This is a genomic window from Gymnodinialimonas sp. JB5-7 (assembly GCF_055693405.1).
Genome location: NZ_JBVFUX010000012.1, coordinates 2237015 through 2255860 on the forward strand (window position 1 = coordinate 2237015; position 18846 = coordinate 2255860).

The 18846-nt window shown below is 61.5% G+C and carries 23 protein-coding genes and 1 pseudogene; 4 read left to right on the forward strand and 20 right to left on the reverse strand.

Going from position 1 to position 18846, the window contains the following annotated elements; translation table 11 throughout:
* Positions 1 to 55: 55 nt before the first annotated feature.
* Entirely contained in the window at positions 56 to 1219 is a 1164-nt protein-coding gene (locus ACZ1HK_RS20035) for an acetoin utilization protein AcuC (protein ID WP_472630172.1), read from the reverse strand.
* 91 nt (positions 1220 to 1310) lie between these two features.
* Between ACZ1HK_RS20035 and ACZ1HK_RS20040 the strand changes: the two genes are divergently transcribed.
* Entirely contained in the window at positions 1311 to 1802 is a 492-nt protein-coding gene (locus ACZ1HK_RS20040) for an NUDIX hydrolase (RefSeq protein WP_472630173.1), read from the forward strand.
* 46 nt (positions 1803 to 1848) lie between these two features.
* The gene (locus tag ACZ1HK_RS20045; protein ID WP_472630174.1) at positions 1849 to 2298 is read left to right on the forward strand and encodes a DUF1178 family protein; all 450 of its coding nucleotides are present in this window, start codon (positions 1849 to 1851) and stop codon (positions 2296 to 2298) included.
* A 59-nt stretch (positions 2299 to 2357) separates the two neighbouring features.
* On the opposite strand, the gene ACZ1HK_RS20050 is transcribed toward ACZ1HK_RS20045, so the two are convergent.
* The 8 genes from ACZ1HK_RS20050 to ACZ1HK_RS20085 are packed head-to-tail and all read right to left on the reverse strand — an operon-like array spanning position 2358 to position 6855.
* Positions 2358 to 3041 carry a hypothetical protein gene (locus tag ACZ1HK_RS20050; RefSeq protein WP_472630175.1) on the reverse strand — a complete coding sequence of 228 codons (684 nt, stop codon included), beginning with the start codon at positions 3039 to 3041 and terminating at the stop codon, positions 2358 to 2360.
* Positions 3042 to 3067: 26 nt separating this feature from the next.
* The gene (locus tag ACZ1HK_RS20055; protein ID WP_472630176.1) at positions 3068 to 3541 is read right to left on the reverse strand and encodes a glycosyltransferase family 2 protein; all 474 of its coding nucleotides are present in this window, start codon (positions 3539 to 3541) and stop codon (positions 3068 to 3070) included.
* A 3-nt stretch (positions 3542 to 3544) separates the two neighbouring features.
* Positions 3545 to 4108 carry a hypothetical protein gene (locus ACZ1HK_RS20060; protein ID WP_472630177.1) on the reverse strand — a complete coding sequence of 188 codons (564 nt, stop codon included), beginning with the start codon at positions 4106 to 4108 and terminating at the stop codon, positions 3545 to 3547.
* The gene (locus ACZ1HK_RS20065) at positions 4053 to 4409 is read right to left on the reverse strand and encodes a glycosyltransferase family 2 protein (protein ID WP_472630178.1); all 357 of its coding nucleotides are present in this window, start codon (positions 4407 to 4409) and stop codon (positions 4053 to 4055) included. The genes ACZ1HK_RS20060 and ACZ1HK_RS20065 overlap by 56 nt, the downstream gene beginning before the upstream one ends.
* A gap of 4 nt (positions 4410 to 4413) precedes the next feature.
* Positions 4414 to 5283 carry a hypothetical protein gene (locus ACZ1HK_RS20070; RefSeq protein ID WP_472630179.1) on the reverse strand — a complete coding sequence of 290 codons (870 nt, stop codon included), beginning with the start codon at positions 5281 to 5283 and terminating at the stop codon, positions 4414 to 4416.
* Between the two features lie 3 nt (positions 5284 to 5286).
* On the reverse strand, positions 5287 to 6051 hold the full coding sequence (locus ACZ1HK_RS20075) for a glycosyltransferase 61 family protein (RefSeq protein WP_472630180.1): 765 nt from the start codon (positions 6049 to 6051) through the stop codon (positions 5287 to 5289).
* A complete protein-coding gene (locus ACZ1HK_RS20080; RefSeq protein ID WP_472630181.1) occupies positions 6041 to 6439 on the reverse strand; it encodes a hypothetical protein in 399 nt (132 codons plus the stop codon). The genes ACZ1HK_RS20075 and ACZ1HK_RS20080 overlap by 11 nt, the downstream gene beginning before the upstream one ends.
* On the reverse strand, positions 6439 to 6855 hold the full coding sequence (locus ACZ1HK_RS20085) for a hypothetical protein (protein ID WP_472630182.1): 417 nt from the start codon (positions 6853 to 6855) through the stop codon (positions 6439 to 6441). The genes ACZ1HK_RS20080 and ACZ1HK_RS20085 overlap by 1 nt, the downstream gene beginning before the upstream one ends.
* 73 nt (positions 6856 to 6928) lie before the next feature.
* Here ACZ1HK_RS20085 and ACZ1HK_RS20090 point away from each other — a divergent pair, with 73 nt between their 5' ends.
* Together ACZ1HK_RS20090 and ACZ1HK_RS20095 are read left to right on the forward strand one after the other, a co-directional pair.
* The gene (locus tag ACZ1HK_RS20090; RefSeq protein WP_472630183.1) at positions 6929 to 7171 is read left to right on the forward strand and encodes a hypothetical protein; all 243 of its coding nucleotides are present in this window, start codon (positions 6929 to 6931) and stop codon (positions 7169 to 7171) included.
* Between the two features lie 510 nt (positions 7172 to 7681).
* Positions 7682 to 8110 carry a hypothetical protein gene (locus ACZ1HK_RS20095; protein WP_472630184.1) on the forward strand — a complete coding sequence of 143 codons (429 nt, stop codon included), beginning with the start codon at positions 7682 to 7684 and terminating at the stop codon, positions 8108 to 8110.
* Positions 8111 to 8324: 214 nt separating this feature from the next.
* Here the strand turns inward: ACZ1HK_RS20095 and ACZ1HK_RS20100 are convergent, their stop codons facing one another.
* From ACZ1HK_RS20100 to ACZ1HK_RS20150, 11 genes and pseudogenes are all read right to left on the reverse strand, one after another.
* A complete protein-coding gene (locus ACZ1HK_RS20100; protein ID WP_472630185.1) occupies positions 8325 to 8981 on the reverse strand; it encodes a hypothetical protein in 657 nt (218 codons plus the stop codon).
* A gap of 11 nt (positions 8982 to 8992) precedes the next feature.
* Complete coding sequence (locus ACZ1HK_RS20105; protein ID WP_472630186.1) at positions 8993 to 9469, reverse strand: hypothetical protein; 477 nt, start codon at positions 9467 to 9469, stop codon at positions 8993 to 8995.
* Between the two features lie 120 nt (positions 9470 to 9589).
* Positions 9590 to 10459, reverse strand: coding sequence for a calcium-binding protein (locus tag ACZ1HK_RS20110; protein WP_472630187.1), 870 nt, complete (start codon positions 10457 to 10459; stop codon positions 9590 to 9592).
* 5 nt (positions 10460 to 10464) lie between these two features.
* Entirely contained in the window at positions 10465 to 11502 is a 1038-nt protein-coding gene (locus ACZ1HK_RS20115; RefSeq protein ID WP_472630188.1) for a sulfatase-like hydrolase/transferase, read from the reverse strand.
* A complete protein-coding gene (locus ACZ1HK_RS20120) occupies positions 11388 to 11840 on the reverse strand; it encodes a sulfatase-like hydrolase/transferase (protein WP_472630189.1) in 453 nt (150 codons plus the stop codon). Before ACZ1HK_RS20120 ends, ACZ1HK_RS20115 begins: the two co-directional genes overlap by 115 nt.
* Complete coding sequence (locus tag ACZ1HK_RS20125) at positions 11837 to 12577, reverse strand: hypothetical protein (RefSeq protein ID WP_472630190.1); 741 nt, start codon at positions 12575 to 12577, stop codon at positions 11837 to 11839. The genes ACZ1HK_RS20120 and ACZ1HK_RS20125 overlap by 4 nt, the downstream gene beginning before the upstream one ends.
* Positions 12570 to 13982, reverse strand: a complete 1413-nt coding sequence (locus ACZ1HK_RS20130; RefSeq protein WP_472630191.1) for a hypothetical protein — start codon at positions 13980 to 13982, stop codon at positions 12570 to 12572. The genes ACZ1HK_RS20125 and ACZ1HK_RS20130 overlap by 8 nt, the downstream gene beginning before the upstream one ends.
* A gap of 82 nt (positions 13983 to 14064) precedes the next feature.
* Positions 14065 to 15876 (reverse strand): glycosyltransferase family 2 protein, encoded by a 1812-nt coding sequence (locus ACZ1HK_RS20135; protein ID WP_472630192.1) that lies wholly within the window; start codon positions 15874 to 15876, stop codon positions 14065 to 14067.
* Positions 15877 to 15997: 121 nt separating this feature from the next.
* Entirely contained in the window at positions 15998 to 16879 is an 882-nt protein-coding gene (locus ACZ1HK_RS20140; protein WP_472630894.1) for a bile acid:sodium symporter family protein, read from the reverse strand.
* A gap of 108 nt (positions 16880 to 16987) precedes the next feature.
* Positions 16988 to 17443 (reverse strand): annotated as a pseudogene (locus tag ACZ1HK_RS20145) (AMP-binding enzyme); the annotation flags it as partial.
* The gene (locus tag ACZ1HK_RS20150) at positions 17379 to 18494 is read right to left on the reverse strand and encodes an AMP-binding protein (RefSeq protein WP_472630193.1); all 1116 of its coding nucleotides are present in this window, start codon (positions 18492 to 18494) and stop codon (positions 17379 to 17381) included. The gene ACZ1HK_RS20150 and the pseudogene ACZ1HK_RS20145, both read right to left, overlap by 65 nt.
* Between the last annotated feature and the right edge of the window lie 352 nt (positions 18495 to 18846).

Sequence of the window (18846 nt, forward strand, 5' to 3'; positions counted from 1 at the left end):
ATCTCCCTGCTGGATCATCTCCTACCCTCATTTCTGATAAAATGAGTCGGAAATGTCAATCCTGATAAATTCTATCGGAAATAATCTGCCGTTTGAGGCGCGCTGTCAGAACCTCCAGCCTGCCCTGTACTGCGGCGCTGATCGGCCCCGGGCGCGGCGCATCCTGCAGTGTTTGAAACCAGTGTTCTGGCGGATTGCGTCCACCTTGGGCCTTCTCCCACCGCAAAGCGCGCAAAACGGCCTCCGCCTGGGCAGTGACCCGCTCCGGGATCTCATATCCATTGAGCGTCGCCCAAACGCCTGCCCAAAGCCGCCCGACGGACCAGGGATTGTAGCCGCCGCCCCCAAGCACCAAGAGGCGGTCAGCGCCCAGGTCCATAAGGCTCCGCACAACCGCCCAATGTGCGTTGTTTGACAGGGTCAAGCGGCTGAGCGGATCTTCCGTCACCGCATCCGCCCCACATTGCAAGACGATGGCATCGGGCGCGAACCGGGCCAAAGCGGGCAGGATCAGGCGGTCGCGGATCAAAGCCATTTCGCTATCATTAAACCCGCGTGGCACCGGAAGATTCAGACAATTGCCGCCGCCATCTTCGTCCAGTGTACCGGTAAAGGGCCAACGCCGTTCTTCGTGCACTGAAATCACAAGCGTATCGGTATCGCCCGCAAAGGCATGGTCGACACCATCGCAATGGTGGGCATCGATATCCACGTACGCAATCCGTCGGGCGCCATTGCGGCGCAGGGACAGCATGGCAAGCACCGGGTCGTTGAGGTAGCAAAACCCGCCCGCACGGTCTGGGAAACCGTGATGCGTGCCCCCGCCGGGATGGTAAATGATGCCCCCGTGGCGCAATAATTCCCCTGCCAGCAAAGAGGCCCCAGCCGCGGTTGCGGGGCGACGGAACATCTCTGGATAGATGGGGTTGGACACAGTTCCCAAGCCGTGCCGGCTTCGCACGGCGTCGCTGACGGATTGCTCAGCCTCAGCCTGTTGCAAGGCCGCAATGTAGTCGGGCGTGTGCCAGACATGGAGCGCCGCAGGTTTGGCTCGTGGTGAGTTGCGATACTGCTCAGGTGGCAACCATCCCATGGCATGGGAGAGGTCCATCACTGTTGGGACGCGCGGGACACGCAGCGGGTGCCATTCCCCATAGCTGGAGCCACGGTAGATTTCTGATCCCAGAAACAGCGGACGTGATCGGGGCGGCGCGGTCATCTGGCCACAGAGCTACGCCAATCTGCGCCCTCGTCAAGCGCAGGCCTTCCTGCGTGATTGCAAGCGCGCGCGCCCCATGTAAACAGGCGCCATGGCCGATAAAACCTTCACCGCTGATCAGCCGCCCCTGCGGCTGCGCTCCGGGTCCAAACGCGACCCGCGTACGCAATTTGCGGGCCTGCCCTATCGCACCGTAAAGAAGGGTGGCGAGAAGGTGATTGAGGTGCTGTTGGTCACGTCACGCTTCTCAAAGCGATGGATCCTGCCCAAGGGATGGCCGATGGACCGGATGACACCGGCCGAAGCTGCGGCGCAGGAGGTCTGGGAAGAGGCCGGCGCGCGCGGCGATGTGCATGACATTTGCCTGGGGCTGTACACCTATGACAAATGGATGAGCGAGGCAGAGACTCTGCCCATCATTGTTGCTGTTTTTCCGATCCGCGTGCGCGAACTGGCCGATGAGTTTCCCGAGGCGGGACAGCGTCGCCGAAAGTGGATGAGCCTGAAAAAGGCCGCAAACAAGGTGGAAGAGCGAGATTTGAAGCAATTGATCCGCTCCTTCTCGTTGGAGCGACTGCGTTGATCTGGCGGCTTGAAGCCGTCCTGGAAACGCATAAATCTGTAAAACGATGATACGCTACACCCTCAAATGCGCTGAAGGGCACCGGTTTGAAAGCTGGTTCCAGTCCGCCGATGCGTTCGACACGCTCCATGCGAAGGGCATGGTATCGTGCGCGATCTGCGGGCATGCGGATGTGCAAAAGGCGATGATGGCGCCGCCTGTGCCCAAGAAGGGCAAGGATGCCGCGCCGTCTGGCGAAATGCCCATGACCGATCGGCCACTGTCCGAGCCGGCCCATCCTGCCGAGGCCGTGCTGCGCCAGATGCGCGAGCATGTCGAAAAGAACTCGACCTATGTTGGCGGGGCCTTTGCCAAGGAAGCGCGTGCCATGCATCTTGGAGATGTACCGGAACGGGCGATCCACGGCGAGGCGAATGCGCAGGAGGCCAAGTCGCTGATTGAAGACGGGGTGCCGATCCTTCCCCTGCCTGGCCCGCCGCCGGAAAAGGCGAACTGAGGGACGGGGAGACGCTTGTGCCAAAGGCACATCGCCCCTCCCGCCGTCCCGTATTTCAGTCAGCCCCAGTCGCCGTAATCGGGCTCTACGCCTTGCGCGCGAAGTTCGGCCGCATCAGCCGCATCGCGTTGTGCTTCGATCTTGGACACCGCATGGGCCACTGTTCGCGCGATCTGTGCGTCTGGCAGGCCCTGGGCCTTCAGCTTGGCCACCAATTGCTTGCCAGCCGGAGCAAGGGGTTGCGTGAAGAGAACGTCGTCGAGCGCATCAATAGGTATCTGGCTGGCCGTCTGCAACGCCGCAAGCCGTGCCGCGAAGTGTGGGTCATTTCGTAGGGCTGAGCGCTGGTCACGATGCCACGCATCGGCCTTGTCTTGCAGGTCGGCCAATTGCTTATCAGCCAAATATCCGGCGACCCGTTGTTGCGTCGCCTCGGCCTGACGCAGGAGGCCCGACTGCTCGGTTTCGTTGCGATCGAACATACCGAAATATGTGGCATCGTACTTGTTTGGCTTGGCATTCACATTCCCCCGTGCGGCCCGCCGCAGGAACGCCTCCTGCGACTGCGTGGCGAAATGGGCGATCTCAGTATGGGCGTATCCAAGCGTTGCGAGGGACGACCGCCACATGCCTTGCTTGAAACCGTCAGTCATCGGTTTGCCAGAGCCGTTGACCCAATGCCGATGCGTCAGCGCGGACTTGTCCTTGCCCTTAACCGTGGGGCGATGGATGCCGAGCTTCATGTTGTCAAACGGCCTGAAAAGCGTCTTTACCCCCACCCTTTGCGAAACAGGTCGGGCGCGCCCCGCCCATAGGCCTGCGTCACTGGCAGGTCGGTCCAATCCACGCGACTGTTTGAGCCCATCATGCGCCATGTGATCGCAAAGCCATCGGCATCGGGCATTGTTTCGAACAAGTCGTCGAGATGGCCCGCGCCGGTTTTGACGAGAAGATATTCATCAACGTCCAACGTGATAATCCAATCGCTGGCGGCGACCGCGTCCAATTTGTCGGCGCGGCGCAACGCCAAGGGCTGCGGTTTGCCGCCGTCCGGCACCGGGTTGGGGTGGTGCATGACCTCACCCATGTCCTGCAAACGGTCGAGCATCGCATCGGTGCCGTCGCTGCAATCGTTGGTGAAGACGATGATCCGGTCGAAGCCGATCAGGCGATGATGAGCGATCCAGTGCAGCAGGAATGGCGCCTCGTCCTTCATCATGGTGACGATGGTGCGCACGCCCATCGCCTAGACTTTCGGACCGTGGCGCAGAAGGCCGCCTTCGGCCTCTAGCCGGTCTGCCGTGTCTGCCGTCAAGTGGTGCAGGGTGTCGAACAAGGCGCGGTAACCCGGTTCGGGATCTGATTGCGTTGCGATTTCGTCCAGCCGTTCCTTCACGGGCTTGGAGAAGCCATGCGCCCCGCGCCGCCACGACACCTTGGCGCGCCATCTGTCATAGTCTGGCGCCGCGTAGTGCATCAGATGCGCCTGTTCCTGCGGGCCCCAGACAGGCCCCAGCGTGCGTTCACCCGCTGCATCCTCGGCCCAATGAAGCTTCATGTTTAAACCCGTCTGCCCCGCACGGTGAAAGCTCTTTCCTTCGGGGTGGTAGACAAGGCCGAACCGGATGCGCAGCAGATCAGCGTCCGACCCGTAGACGCGGTTCACGGCCTTGCGTTCAATTGGCATGCGGAAGCCATCTGATCCGTCAGGCAGGATCACCTGCTCCGCGCTGCGCACACGCAGGCTTTGCGCGTCATCTGGAAGCGTCGCCAAGGCCTCGGGGATTGTGCGGCCCTGGAACCAGACCAAGCTCGTCCGCGTCGAGGACAAGCAGCCATCCATCCTCGGTCTGCGCATAGGCCTGCCCCAGCACATGACGCTGGCGGCGCGTGAACCGTGCATCCGCGGCAAGGTTCAACGAGGACCAGAAGGACGGGGTGCAGGGGCGTGGGTCGATCCGTGGATCGCCCTGCAATCGGGGCAGGGCCGGGTCGTCGGGATCATCGAGGTACAGGATGACCCGGTCTGCGCCCTGATCCAGATGCCAGGTCAAGAACCGCTCAAGAATGGGCCAGGGTTCCTTGGCGATCGTGGCGACGGTAAACCCCATCAGATCAAAGCAGCCCGTGGAACCGCTCAGGGATTTGAACGGGCAGGCCTTGCTCCCGATTGCGCGGGTCGCGGGATGGGCGCGGGCGAGGGGCCGGTTCACCTGTTTCAGGCTCAACAGGAAACTCGGCCAAGCCGATTTTGCGGGCCTCTGCCCAATCGAGCGTGTCTGCCAGATCATCATTGCCTATGGCATTCAGGCGATCCGTCTGGTGGCCTACGAAACTGCGATGCTGGGTGGTGCCACCACGGGCCTCCATGCGCTCCTGGGCCAGGGTCTCATCGGCCAGGGCAAGGTGGAACAGCACGAAATGCTCGGACAGCTTCACATTGCGGTTCAAAAGGCGATGCGCGCCACCGGCCCAGTTGGACCAGCGGCTGATCACGAAAGGCTTTGAATAGCGGTCTGCGATGAATCCTGCCTGACGTTGCCCAAGGATGGGCTTTGTCCGATCAACCGGCGCAGTTTCAGACGGCGCCTGCACGACATCGCAGCCAAGGGCAAAAACGTAACCGTCTTCGCCGAGCTCAAACATCGCATCTGGCCAGTCCAGGCCGCTTTCGGGGTCGATGGCGACATATTCATCCACATCGCCACGGATCACATGGTCATAGCGTTTGCGCAGACGATTGGCGCGACCGGACATGGCTTTGGCCATGAACTGGTCATTCTTGATGCGCCGGCGCGGCGCGTCGAGGATGACCTCGGTCGTGATCCCGGTCAGGTCGACTTGCGGCTCCCAATCATCACCATCGATGACGACATACAAATGCTCCCGCCCGCCAACGATGGGGCTGTAATAGTCGATCCATTTCTCAAGAAAGTAGTGCTCATGCCGCACATGGGTCAGCGCGCAGGCGAAATGCTTCGACATGTGCTACCCCTTTCCCGCCACGAACCTGAGGGGCGTTTCCATCCGGTCGGACATATCCGCGACGGCCTTTTCAAGCTGCGCCTTTGTGGGCGGCTTCCAAGTGGTGCCCTTTGGCAAAAACCCATCAGCGACGAGCGTCTTTGCCACAGCTGGTAAGTCGAGCGTGGCGTGGGTTTCGCGTTTCTTCATGCGACGGCCTTCGGGGAACCAAACCCCTTCAACCGCCTCAATGCGCGTTGGCGCATGCCCCTGCCAGCGTGTGAATTGCGCGATGTAGTCGTCAATATTGTTGGTTGGGCCCCGGTTCAGGATCGCGACCTTTGCGTCGGCGCGAACGAGCATTGCCGCCATGTGAAGGGCGGAGGCATCAAGTGACACAATCCGCTTTGCAGCCTTGTAGATGGCGATTTGCGTCGCAAGATCGTGGTTCTGCGGATGGAAAACCGAATACCCTGCGGCCTCCATGCGCGCCTCAATCAGGGTCTCCAACAGGACTGAGCCCCGTTTTGAAGGCAGTTGCGAGCGCGAGATGTAGATGTCTTCCGGCCCGTCCGGATCAATGTCACGCCCCAGTTTCGATTGCATGAAGGCGCGGTATTCCGGGCGGCCTTCGATCATACCCTCGATCCCGAAACCGGGCTCCGCTAGGGCAAGATTTTCGACCGTGACAGGGTGTTGCGGCACGCGGATACGGATTTTGTCTTCGGTCAGCCCCATTGCTGCGAAGAAGGGCAGTTGGTGGCGGTAATGGCGACGTTCATGGGTCATCTGGTTCTTCGGGTAGAAGATGATCCCGTCGACATCTTCGAGCCTGCTCCAACGCCCAGAGGCGAGAGGTCGTCTCACACAGGAAATGGCCGAAATGGCCGTAGAACAAACCGCCGAACAGCCAGCGACCCTCCAATTGCTCAGGGGGCTCTTCCAACTTCGGGAAATCTGGCTCGATCGTGATCGGCCCGGCGGCGTAGCGCCAGCAATGCCCTTCCGGCATGAATGCGCCCTTTGCATCGAACAGCCCCGCCGCCCGGCGCGCACCCCGATCGCCTTCCGCGGCCCACGGGATCAGCGTGACATTCCTGTGCCATACAGGCGCCTCGCCGATGGGTCTGTCCGGATCGAAGTCGAGGGCCGGGTCAATTGGCGCAGCGGCGTTCATTATTCCAACGCGTCCTCGGGCGTGATGCCGACCTCCTGGCACATGCGCCAGGCGTAGGAGTTCTCAAGCGGCGCGTTCTTGCGCCACCAGGGCTTGGTACCGTTGGTGTAGAGGTGGACGGAGACCGTCTTGTCCGTGAACCAGCCCTCAACCCGCCCGTGGGGGTCGTAGAAGATGTCGTTGAGCTGGAACGGCACGGGATAGAGCACTTCGGACCCCATCGCTTTTTCGATATCGCCCGTCTGCCGCGCGAAGTGCGTGAAGGCTTGCGGACCGAAGGCGGTGCGTTCGGTTTTGTAGATGCGGACGGGGTGGGGGAGTTTGTCGTCCTGCCGATCCATCCGCTTCTTCTGGCGCGGGTTCCACCAGGGCGGATAGTCGGGCAGGTTCTCGTAATAGTCGAGGAGTTGATCCATCAGTTCGCCTTCTTGCGGGATGCCGACGACCCCGCAATTCAGAGCGCCCGCGCATGCCGTGGCCGGCGTAGATATGCTCCCACTCATCGGGGAAGGGGGCGTGGCAGAAGGCGTCGCAGTCGATCCAGATGGCGCCGGTCTTCTGGATCATCTTGTAGCGGAAGACGTTCGACAGGAAGCTGGCGGAGGTCTGTTCGACGATATCCATGGGGATATCCATGATCTCGGTCGCTTTGCGGACCTCGACGCCTTCCGGCGCATTCGTGACCTCATCGGTGCAGTAGAGCGTCACCGGATGGCCGTGGCGCAGGTGTGATTTCAGGCAAAGCTGGTTGAGGTATTGCAAGCGTTCGCCGATCCAGAGGGAGGCGACGGGGCGACGGGTGAGGTCCATTTGGCTGGCCTTTGATTGCTGCTCGTTGTAGGGCGGGGTTCGTGCCCCGCATTGCTTGGGACCTGTTTTCGCCGATTGGGGGCGGCAAGGCAAAGGGTTTTGGGAAGGAGGGTTGATTGGGCGAGGCTGCTCACGCGTGAGCAAGGGGGTTAAGGTGTTGGTTTTGTTGGGAAAGGGGTGTGGGCGTTAAGGGTTTGTTAACCGGGGAATGTAAAGAAACCTGACTGCTCTTGGGCATATTGGCCGCATTTTTTTCCTTCAGGCTCCGGCCTAACTCATCGGAACGCAATTGTAGGGACAGTTCGGCATGAAGGACTTGGTAATCATAATGCTGCTAGGCTTGGTTGCGGCACAATTTTTTGTTTCGAGCCATTGCAGCGAACAGTGAATGAGACGCTCTACGCCGGTTCATTAAGAGGTGCGGAAAACTGCATGAACTATTCCAGCAGTGAGCTTCTTTCTGAAGACGCTGTACGAACCATTTGCACCGACACGTTTCAGAGACGACTTTTCAACGGCGAATATGCGACTGGACGTGCCGGTCCGTCATTCGATCAAGGACGTTTCGGTTGGAGCGGAACCCTTCGAAACAATACTCTTGGCCACGTAACAACTTGGATACGCGTTGCCGTTTGGGTCTATGACGAGGAGGGAAATGAAAGCGAATGGACCGCCGAAACACCAATATGGATCGATCCATCCGGCTATGCCGACTTCTCAGTAGATTTGAGAGATGTTGATCCAAGCACGTTCGAGGACCTCGATTTTTGCGAACTGGAGGCATTTTCGCCAACAGACCTGCATGGCTTGGGCAGTGATAGAAGTGAAAGGACTAGCGATAGACGCGAAACTTCGATTTGAGGTTCTTGTTTAATGGCAGCGCTTGGAGATCGTGCGCCACTCAAGTGGTGCATTCGGACAAAGCGATGCTACTCGGCGGCGGGACAAGTCCCGCCCTACGGTTCGAGCAACGCACCCAGCGGGTTAACAGCGGCGGAGCCGCCCCGCTATCGTCGGGCGTCCCAATGGCTTACTTACGGCAAGTTTTGATCGCAAGACCGCCTGCCCGCAGCCCTTAAAACTCCAACCCGAAGAACATAACCGCCAGAGGCACAGGCGACACGGCGATGATGACCGTCAGGAGGGTTGGGATTGGGGCGAAAATGCCGCTGAGGCCGGCCATCATCATGATGCCACCGCCGCCGCCGATGACGGAGTTGCCGGGTAGGTTCACGGCGAGCGCCAAGGCGATGAAGCGGTGGCGGACGGCGAGGCGGGTGACGCGCGCGGATTGGCCGTGGAGGAGCATTTCAAGACGCTCTTCCTTGGAGAGCGGGGCCGCGCGCGCGACGAGGTCGGCGGCGCGGCGCATGCGCAGGGTGCGCAGGACCCGTTCGAGCATCGTGATCGGCAGGAAACGACCGATGGTGTAGGCCAACATCATCGCGGCGATGGTGCAGACGTAGATCAGGGGCGCGATCTGCGCACCGAAGCCTGCCAGAAGGCTTACCCCGATCTCGGCGCCCGGCACGAAGGGGATGGCGAGCAGGACGATATAAGCGACGGCCCCGGCCATGATCGCGCGGTGCACCTGTTGTTCATTGTCAGGCCGGATCTGCATATCGAGCGCGTCGCGGATCATGTGCGCGCCCCATGTGGCCAGCGCGATGAAGCCAATGAGCAGCGCGAGCTTCAGGAGCAGGCCGGGCACGCTCTGGGTGTCGGATCGCACGGTCGGGCGGCTCAGCCGGAGGCCAGCTCGGGCGGGACGGCGGTGCCGATGACCTCAATTTCGATTTGGTTGGTCCAGTACCAGCGCCGGGTGGTCCAGGTGACGTCGATCGTGATCTCATCGCCGTCGACGGTGCCGTACCACACCACGGTATGCGGGGCATCCGGGCACAGCATGGTGGTCGTCCAGTGGATTACACCGTCGATGGTCTGGGTCTCATATTCCGTCCAGCCGAAATCGCAATAATTCTGGCAATCCACGGATTGAAATGCGCCGTCGCGAAAGACGATGTCGTCGGTGAGGTCGGCCCCGCTTTCTGGGTCCGCGCCGGCGATCGTGAAGGTCCTGCCGTCCAGCGCCCCATCTGCGGCCCAATCGCCGTCCGGCACGGCGAGGTCAGGGATGTCTTCGTTCATCACCGTGAGCGTTGCGGCCCCGGTTCCGAGCGTGGCGACGGCGATGGCTGCAATCTGCATGAGCTGGGGCATGGGGGCTCCGGGCCGGGAAAAGGGATTTTGCGGTAGTGGGTGGAGTATGGGGGAATTGGCGGTTCGAGCAAGGGCAAAGGCGGTTTGGCCTAGCCGAGTTGTTCGGTGATGTCGGTGCCCTCAGGCACGCCAGTGATTTCGACAATGGAGAGGCCGCAGCGGAGGCGGATGGTGTTTCCGGTTTGGGTTACGGTCGGTGCGGCTGGGCCAGGCGCTGAGGTCGTAGGTCTGATCTGCTTGCCAGCCGTTAATCACCGTCACGCCGCCGTACGCGGGCTTGAAGACCTTGGCGCCGGGCTCTGGGGTGATCACCGACACCCCTGAGCCAGTGGAGACCACATGGTCGCCTTCGCCGAGCGTCAGGACATTGCGACCGGGGCCTGCATCGATGGTGGAGGCGCCCTCGCCATCGTGGATGACGTCGTTGCCGTGGCCGCCGTAGATGTGGTTGCGGCCCTTGTTGCCGTAGATCACGTCGTCGCCGGTGCCGCCGTCCAAAGTGTCTCGGCCCGGGCCGCCGCGCAGAGTGTCGTTGCCAGCCTCGCCGTAGAAGGCGTGGCGGCGGTTGCCCTGTTTGGCCTTGGCGATCATCGTGTCGTTGCCCGCGCCGCCGTAGAAGGTGGCGGAGCCGTGCTTGGGGCCGATCATGATGTCGTCGCCGTCGGATCCGGTGACGTCGACCTCGACGCGCTCAGACGTTTCGAACTCGATGGGGCTGTCGGGGTGAGCGACGATGCGGATGCGTTTGCCTTCGGGCTGGGGGCCTTGGCCTGCGCCTTCTTCCTTGCGGGAGACGACGGTGGCGATGCGGATTTTTTCAATGTTGGCGGGAACATGGAGGACGTAGTCGTCGGGGCCGGCCATGTACCAGAGGGTGTCGGTGCCGCCGTCTTTCTCCTCCACGATCTTTTCGGCGTCCGCGCCGTAAGCCCAGTAGTCGTTGTCGGCGCGGCCACCGGCGAGGACGACGGAGCCGTCGACGGCCATCATGGCGTTCACACCGTCGGCAGGGTTTTCAAAGCCGCGCAGGTCGAGGCCGAGGTCGAGTGCGCCTTTTGTAAGCTCGTCGCGGAGGGTTTGAAGGGGGCGGTGGCGGCGATGTTCTCGGTCTCGCCGGGGTCGTTGACGAGGTCGTAGACGTGTTCTTCGCCGTTGGGGTAGCGGAAGTAGCGGTATTGCTCGAGCCCTTCCACGGAGGGGCGGACGGAGAGGGTTCCGAAGACGCAGGTGATGGGCGATTTGGAGCGGTCGTAGGTGTCTTCGTTTGCGATGAGCGGGAGGAGCGATTGGCCGGAGGTCCAGTCGGGGCGCGGGGGCAGGCCTGCGAGGTCCATGATCGTTTTGGGGACGTTGTGGAGGGAGACGGGGAGGTCGATTTCCTGAGGCGCGAGGCCGGCGTGCCAGATGCCGAGGGGGACGTGGGCGGCGCTATCCCATTGAGACATCTTGTGAAAAGAGTCGTGGTTGCCGAGGTTGAAGCCGTTGTCGGAGAGGAAAATGACGGTGGTGTTGTCCGCGAGCGGCGAGGCGCGGAGAGCGTCCATGAAGCGGCCGATTTCGTGATCGACATGGGAGATGCAGGCGAAATAGGCGCGCACGACCTGCCGCCAGGCATTGTCGCCGGCCTTTTCCGGGGTCCATTGGCCGTTGGCGATATAGGCGGCCTCGTAGACGGCGAAGCCGGGTTGCGGGCCGAAGTAATCCTCGGGCGACGCGATGGAGGGCCAGACGATGTCGGCGGGGTCGTATTGGGCGTAGAAGCGGTCGGGGGCCACGAGGTTGTAGTGGGGGTGCTTGAAACCGAGCTGGATCAGGTGGCGTTTAGACGGGTCGGCGCGCGAGAGGTGGTCGATGGCGTTTTGCGCGACCTGATGGTCGAAGAAGGTGTGGTCGTATTCGCCCTGATCGTTGGGGTGGTTCACGCCTTTGATGCCGGGTCCGCGATCAAGGTAGGCGTGGACGTTGCGGCGGCGGCCTTCGTCCTTTGCCTCGGGCTCCTCATGGAAGAGGATGCGGCGGTAGTCTTCGGGCATGGGCTTGTAATTGCTGTCCACCTTGCCGGTGGTGAAATTGTAGAAGCCCGCGCGGCGAAGGTCGTATTGCCACGCCTTTTCAGGGGATAAACGTCGCGCCAGAAACGGTTGAGGTCGACGAGGCCGGTGCGGAAGGGGGAAAGGCCGGTGGCGAGTTCTGCGCGGCACGGCGCGCAGAGCGGGACGGTGGCGTAGGCGTTGGTGAAGCGCACGCCTTCGGCCATCAGGCGATCAAGATGTGGGGTCTGGATGCGCAGGCCGAAGGTGTCGCGCCATGTGAAGACGTCGATCATGTCATCAACCCAGATGACGCAGATGTTTCCGCCCTCAGGGATCATGCGGCGGCCCAGAGGTGGTGGCGTTTGAGGACTTTAGTTCGGGCGCGTTTTCGTGGAGCAGCGCGCGGTTCGGGAAGAACAGAACATCGAGGATGAGCGCGGAGCCGAGCGTCTTCAAAAGGCGAGGGTCGCTGGTTGCGGCAGCCGATGAAGAGATTGGCCGCGCCTTTCAGGATGCCTGTGCCGCCCTTGCCATCGGTGCGGTTTGCGCCAAGGGTAAGGGCGAGTTGGTCGCCGAAAATCGACACGATGGCCAGGCGCGGGACGTCTTGGGATGGGCAGGGCAGGTCGATGGAGATGAGGTCCTGATCATCCTTGGCGGTGAGCGTTCCGGCCGTCTCGGACAGGAAAACATAGTTATCGCCGGTATTCAGCGTCAGAAGCGTGCGCGCGTCTTCGCCGGGGGGCGTGTAGAAGCGCACGGCGATGGTGGCGGTGGTTGCATCTTGCGTGACGGCCTCTGCCACCATGCCGCAATGGGTCTGCGCCTTGCATTGCAGGCCGATCAGATCATCGACCTCGCCGATCTGGCCATGGCCTGTATTGGGTTCGGTCGGCTCTGCCGGAGGGCCTGAGCCTTGGCTGCGCCAGAGGGTGGCGGCATTGGTTTTGGGATCGACCTCTATCGCTTGCGTGCTGCCGTGCCACCAGAAAGCGCCTCGCAGGGATTTGCCGATTGCCGCGGGCGTGGCTGCGCAGAGCGCGCCGGGCGGAAGTGCGTCGGGAAGCTCAAGCATTGCGGCCACCCGTGACCGGGAGATGCGCGGGCAAAGCGTATCGATGGAGCGTCGCGCCCGTCGCGCTCTGTTCCGCCCATTCATCGCGGAGATGGCCGCGGGGTTGACCGGCACAGGCATAGGCTAGGCGAAGATCCGGGCCTGTCGGGACCTTGTCGAGCGTGAGAAGAACTGCCTGGGGGTCATCGTCTGCGATGGCGACGGATTTGATCTTGGCACCGTTTTCGCAGCCAGTCAGCGCGAACCCGTCGGTGCTGTCGAGCACAAGGGGGCCGTTTGCGCGCACTGTGAGGCGCAGGGTTTCCCCCTCCAACTCGGCCAGATGCAAAGTTGGGCACTTCCACGTATCGGCCTCGGCAACGGCGTGCGCCGTCATCTCAGCCTGTTGGATGCGGGCCGCCTCTGTGGGGCGGTCGTAGGCGTCGAGGTCGAACATATAGGCCGGGGCAGAGGTGATCAGTCGGTGCTCGCCATGGTTCCAAGACAGCTCCCACTGGCCGTCGAGCGCGGGTTGTGGGGCGACGTCTGGCAATCCGGATTCAAGGCGAGAGACAAAGAGGGGGCGGTCGAACCCAAGGGCCCATAGGCCGGAGGACACGGCCTCCATCACCGCGAGCATTCCGTCGCGATATTCGGTGGAGGTCGTGGAATGATCCTCCAACGCAAAATCAAGAGAAACGAACAGAACTTTCGACTTTTTACCCATCAAAGCGGCTGAAGCTTTCAAGTTCGCGGCATTGATCAACAGGTTTTCAACAGCCTTGCCTGTGGCCAGTTCTGCGGCATTTGCAGCACCATCGCTTTCAACCCGTGCCACGAAAAGGGGCAGTGGGCCGTAATCGTCCAACCGCCAGGAAAGGAATGTTTGGGCGACAAGCGCCTCGTGCGTCATCTCGCGGATATGTTCCAGCCGGTCGGTTTTGGCCGCGGTCTCAACGCCCGCATGACCCACAGCGCCGATATCATCAGCAGGGGCCACGATATGGTGCGGAAAATCCGCGCCGCCCGGATTGGCCAGCGCCGCACGTGCACCGCCAAGACCCAAAAGGCCGAGGACGGGACCGTTCGTGTCGGCGATGATGTCGCCGCCTTCGATGTGCTGGCGGAAGTCGCGGATGCCTTGCGCGCCCTTGAGCCGACCCGTGAAGCGGATCCAGTCGCCATCGCGGCGGGCATTCCATCCGTCGACGCCTTCAGGGGGGTCGGTGGCCTCAATCGACGCGGATGCGGTCTGCGCCGGTGCCACGCTGCGATCTGGCAGGCGCAGGGCGAGGTCTTCGACCACGCGGTCACTGAGGCGCATGACCAGGCCGGACGGATCATAGCGGATCACGTCGCCGTTCTTGGCACGCAACACAACGCCATGCGACGCGGTCAGGTCTTCATCTTCGGGAGTGTCTGCCACTGCCTGTCTCGCCCCTTATCACCCACGCCACGTTAGGCTGCGGGAGGCTCCTTCGCCAAGCCCCGTTTCGCGGGTTCGCCGCTCATCCAGCCGTGCGGCCGTCTTCGCGCTGGTCATATTGCAAAGAGCCGGATGTGACGCGATCTGCGTCCTCCTTGAACCCCTTGGCCTCCAGCACCGGGCCGTAGTCGGCGCGGTATTGATTGGCCTGATCGTCAGATATGATCGGGATCAACACGCGGCGCACATTCGGTATATCGATCTGAGCAAGTGTTTCTGCGGGCACATCCGCGGCGCGCGACAGACGAAGTGCGGTTGGATTGAAGTCGGTGATATAGGCCTGAAGCCCCGTGGGCGCGCCGTCGATCATCAAGGGGCCATCGGTGAATTTCAGGCGGCTGGTGTCGTCCAACCCCGCGCGTTTTGCGAGGTAACGCCCATAGTCGATCAAGGCGCTGCGGCTGTCCTGCACCATATAGGTCAGGCCTTCGCTGATCTTGATCGTGCGCATGCCGATGAACCCGATGCCGGCCCCGATATCCAGCACGCGGGGGCAATCGGAGAGATAGCCTGCAATGTTGCGCGCATGGCGGCGCTCAAACCGGCCCAGGATGATGACATCGAGGCTTTCGGGCGAGAAGATGCGGGGGTCTGCGGGAAGCTCAATCTCATGATTTGGCACCCATTCAAGGCCGATTTCGCCTGAGATATCAGGATTTTCGACATAAGGATCGCCATCGGTCGCTGCCCATCCGGCCACGGTTTCGTTCCGACGTTCCTCGATCGGTTTGGCGGCGGCGTCTTTTTCCACCCGGCTCATGAGGGCTGCGATTTTGGCGGGGTCGCGGGCCTGGGGAGGCTTGGCCTCCACTTGCGTGATGGGGACCTTGCCGGCCTCGATCAGGCTGTCACGGAGTTGGGTGTAGGCCTCCGTCTCGCGGTACTCATCCAGACGAGCCTCGACCCGCTCAAGGGCGGCGAAGTGGAGGTCGTGCAGGACGGGGTCCTTGAGGAGTTCGGCCATGATCTCGGCCCGCTTTTCTGCGTGTATGAGGGCGGTGCGATCCTCAACCTCGTTGCGGTCCTGAAGCGACCAATAGTCGGCGTTGTACTTGTCTTTCTTGTTGTTCACGTTGCCGCGGAATTTTCGGACGGCATAACTGTCGACGGATTTCACCGCATAGTGGTTCATCTGGCACCAGTCATAGCCAAGCGTGCGGCGGATCGAGCGCCAGCCGCGGAACTTGAAGTAATCCTCCATCGGGCGGCCGGAGCCATTGAGCCATTTGATGCTGTCGGGGAAGTCGGTCTCGAGCCATTTGTTCTTGATGGACGGTCGGTGGATGCCGAGTTTCCAGTGCTGGTGGTCGAATTTGAACAGCGTCTTGACGCCCCAGCCCTTGTTCCAGAGCGGCGGCGCGGCGCGGGTATATTGCACGGTCACCGGATCGCGGGACCAGTCGATCACCCCGCCTGAACCGTAGATGCGCCAAGTGATGACGATGCCGTTGGCGTTTTGGGCGGTCGCGTCGTCAATCATCCCCTCGACAGTGCCAGAGGGGTGGCGGATGCAGAGGAATTCGTCGGCGTCAAAGACCAGCACCCAATCGGCATGGCGCACGATGGGCTCGGCCTGGGCGTGTTTCAGGGCGGAGGGCTGCGGTTTGATGCCTTCGGCGATGTCGTTGACACGGTGATGGCCGAGGCCAAGCTCCTCAAGCCGCATCAGCATGGTGTCGGTGCCGTCGGAACAATCATTGGTGTAGACGAGGATATCGGTGAAGCCCACGGCGAGGTGGTGGGCGAACCATTCCAAGAGGAACGGGGCTTCGTCCTTCATCATCGACACGGCGAGAATTTCACCATGTTTGGAGTGGTTTTTCAGGTGCTGCACGTCTGCCCTTTGCGTCCCCGGTTTGGCCGGTGTTTCCGAAGGGATAGCATGGCGCGCAGGCGTTTTGAACAGGGTGTGCCGAAGCTGGCTAATGGGCGGGCGCGTTAACCCTAATGCCGGGTTATAGGAGGCTGTCGGGCATCTTTTGCTCTGCGGCGGTGTTGGCGCGGCGGAAGAACAACGTCACGGCCGTTGAGACCAGCACGATGAACAGCGAGTAGAGCGCGGGCACGGCCATGATGGCCTGCTGCTGCTCGGGCGGGAAGGTGAAGACCACGATCGCAATGGCCAGCGGGCCGTTCTGGATGCCCGTTTCCAGCGCCACGGTGCGCGCGTTGCGGGGATGCAGGCGTAGCGCTTTGGCGAAGAGATAGCCGAGCGTGATCCCCACAACCCCGAGCCCGATTGCGGCGACATAAGTCGCGCCGGATGTGCCAAGCAGGAACTGCCAGTTCTGCGGGATCCAGGTCGCTGCGATGAAGATGATGAAGAAAGCTCCCAGCATCGAGCCGCAGAATTCCAGCACCGCCCCGACATTGGCGTTCACCTTGCGCAACGTCATACCAAGCACCACCGGCACAAGAAGGACCGCCAGAACCTTGATGATTTCCTCTCGCGGTATTTCGATGTCGAGCGCGGTCGCATAGATCACCAGGATGATTGGGATCAGGAGGATCCCTGTCGCTGTCGAGGTCACCGTCATCAGGAGCGACAAGGCAAGGTTGCCCTTGGAAAAGTAGGTAAAGACGTTCGAGGTCGTTCCGCCCGGCATGCAGGCCATGAGCAGGATGCCGAGTGCGATCTCCTCGGGTACCACGAGGAGGGTTACAAACAGAAAGCCCAGAAACGGCATGATGCCGTATTGTGCGGCCACGCCGATCAGCAGGCCCTGCGGGCGCTTGAGGGCCAGGAGGAAATCGCGCGGGGTCAGCGAGGCGCCAAGCCCCAGCATGATGACGGCGACCATGATGCCGAGGAGCGTCTGGGTAAATTCATCAACCATTGTCTCAGGCCCCTTCAGTTCTTCGGCGCGCAGGTCCTTGCGGAGGATCTTGCCGACATTCGACTTTGGCAGATCGTCACGGATTTCGACGCGTTTGGGTACTTTGTAGGCCGTGAGATGCTCTTTGCAGTAGGCGCGGATCGCGTCCGTCGTGACGCTTGTGTCCTGGAGCACGACAAAGGCTTTCACCGCCTCGCCACTGGCGTCGTCCGGCACGCCAATCACGGCGGCTTCGGTCACGGCCGGGTGGGCGGCGAGCACATCCTCCACCTCGTTGGGATAGACGTTGAAGCCCGACACGACGACCATGTCCTTCTTGCGGTCGACGATGCGGATATAGCCGTCAGGGTCCATAATGCCGATATCGCCGGTCAGGAAGTAATCTCCAGACATGACCTTCGCCGTCTCATCCGGCTTGTCGAGATAGCCCTTCATGATCTGCGGGCCTTTGGCGGCGATCTCGCCGGTCTCGCCAATGGCAAGACGATTGCCGTCTTCATCAAGGATCGCGATGTCGGTGGAGGGGACGGGGATGCCGATGGTGCCGGGGCGCGACTTGCCCAGAGGGCTCGAACGTCAGCACCGGCGAGGTTTCGGTCAGGCCGTAGCCCTGGAGGACCGGTTTGCCGGTGATCTTTTCCCACTTCTCGGCGACAGAGGCCTGTAGGGCCATGCCGCCGGCGCCCGCAAATTTTAGGTGTTTGGGCGGACTGTCAGTAAACCAGATCTCGTTCGTTAGAGCGTTAAAGAGCGTGTTTACGCCAGTCATGAAGGTGATCTTGTAGTTCTCGAATGCGCGTTTGAGATTGCCGAGCGGTCTTGGGTTCGGGATCAGGATGTTGCGCGATCCCATCCAGTAAAAGGCCAGCATATTCACGGTGAACGCGAAGATGTGGTAGAGCGGCAGCGCCGTCAGGATCACCTCTTTGCCGCGATCGAGCCCGCTCAGCAGGTCCATCGACTGCTCCATATTATAGAGCAGGTTGGCGTGGGTCAGCATCGCACCTTTCGACACGCCCGTGGTGCCGCCGGTATATTGCAAGACGGCGACATCATCGGCTGCAACGCCCTGGTGGTAGGCCTCAACCTCAATCCGTTCGCTGTCTCGGTGGACACGGCCTGCGGCCAGCGCGGCGGGTAGGCGGATATGGGCGGTCTCGACCGGCTTAACCGAGCGGTCCCAGTATTTCTGAACGAGACCGACGATGCCGCGCGGCAGGACGGGGAGGAATTCTGCGACGCGCGTGACGATAATGTTGGGGATCGGGTGGCCCTTGGTGGCCGCCGGGATCTTGTCGGCGAACATATCGACGATCACCAGCGCGTGCGGCTGGGCATCTTCGAACTGTTTGGCCATTTCTTCGGCCGTGTAGAGCGGGTTGACGTTGACCAGCACGCAGCCCGCCTTGAGGACGCCGAAGGCCGCGACCGGGAAGCTGAGGGAATTCGGCATCTGCACCGCGACGCGGTCGCCTGCGTTCAGGCCCGCGACCTCGCGCAAGTAGACGGCGAAGGCGTCCGACATCTCATCCACCTGCGCGAAGCTGAGCGTGCCGTTCATCCCGTTGGGCAGACAGCACGTGAAGGCGGGGGCTTTGCCATAGGTCTCGGCCACCGAGCCGATCAGATCGCCCAGGTTGCGGTAAGCCGGTGCCGTCGATCTCGGTCCGGGCTCCGGGTTGGTAAAACGCGGTCCAGGGGCGGTCAGTCATGGTCAGAATCCTCCCAAATTCTCCCAAATGAAACGATACCGGGTTTCGGGGCGGGGAAAGCGGGAAGCTACGTAAACCAGTGGGCAGCAACCTGAGCGTGTGTTCTTCAGGCCGCACAGTTTGAATTTCCCGTTCAAGGCGAGTGCTGCGGTCTGTTTGTTCTGCTTGACCCGGCCAACCCATCGTTTCACCGCGAATGGCAAGTTTTGAAAATATTTTTCAAAAGTGCTAGACGCACAGGCATCGATTAAAGAA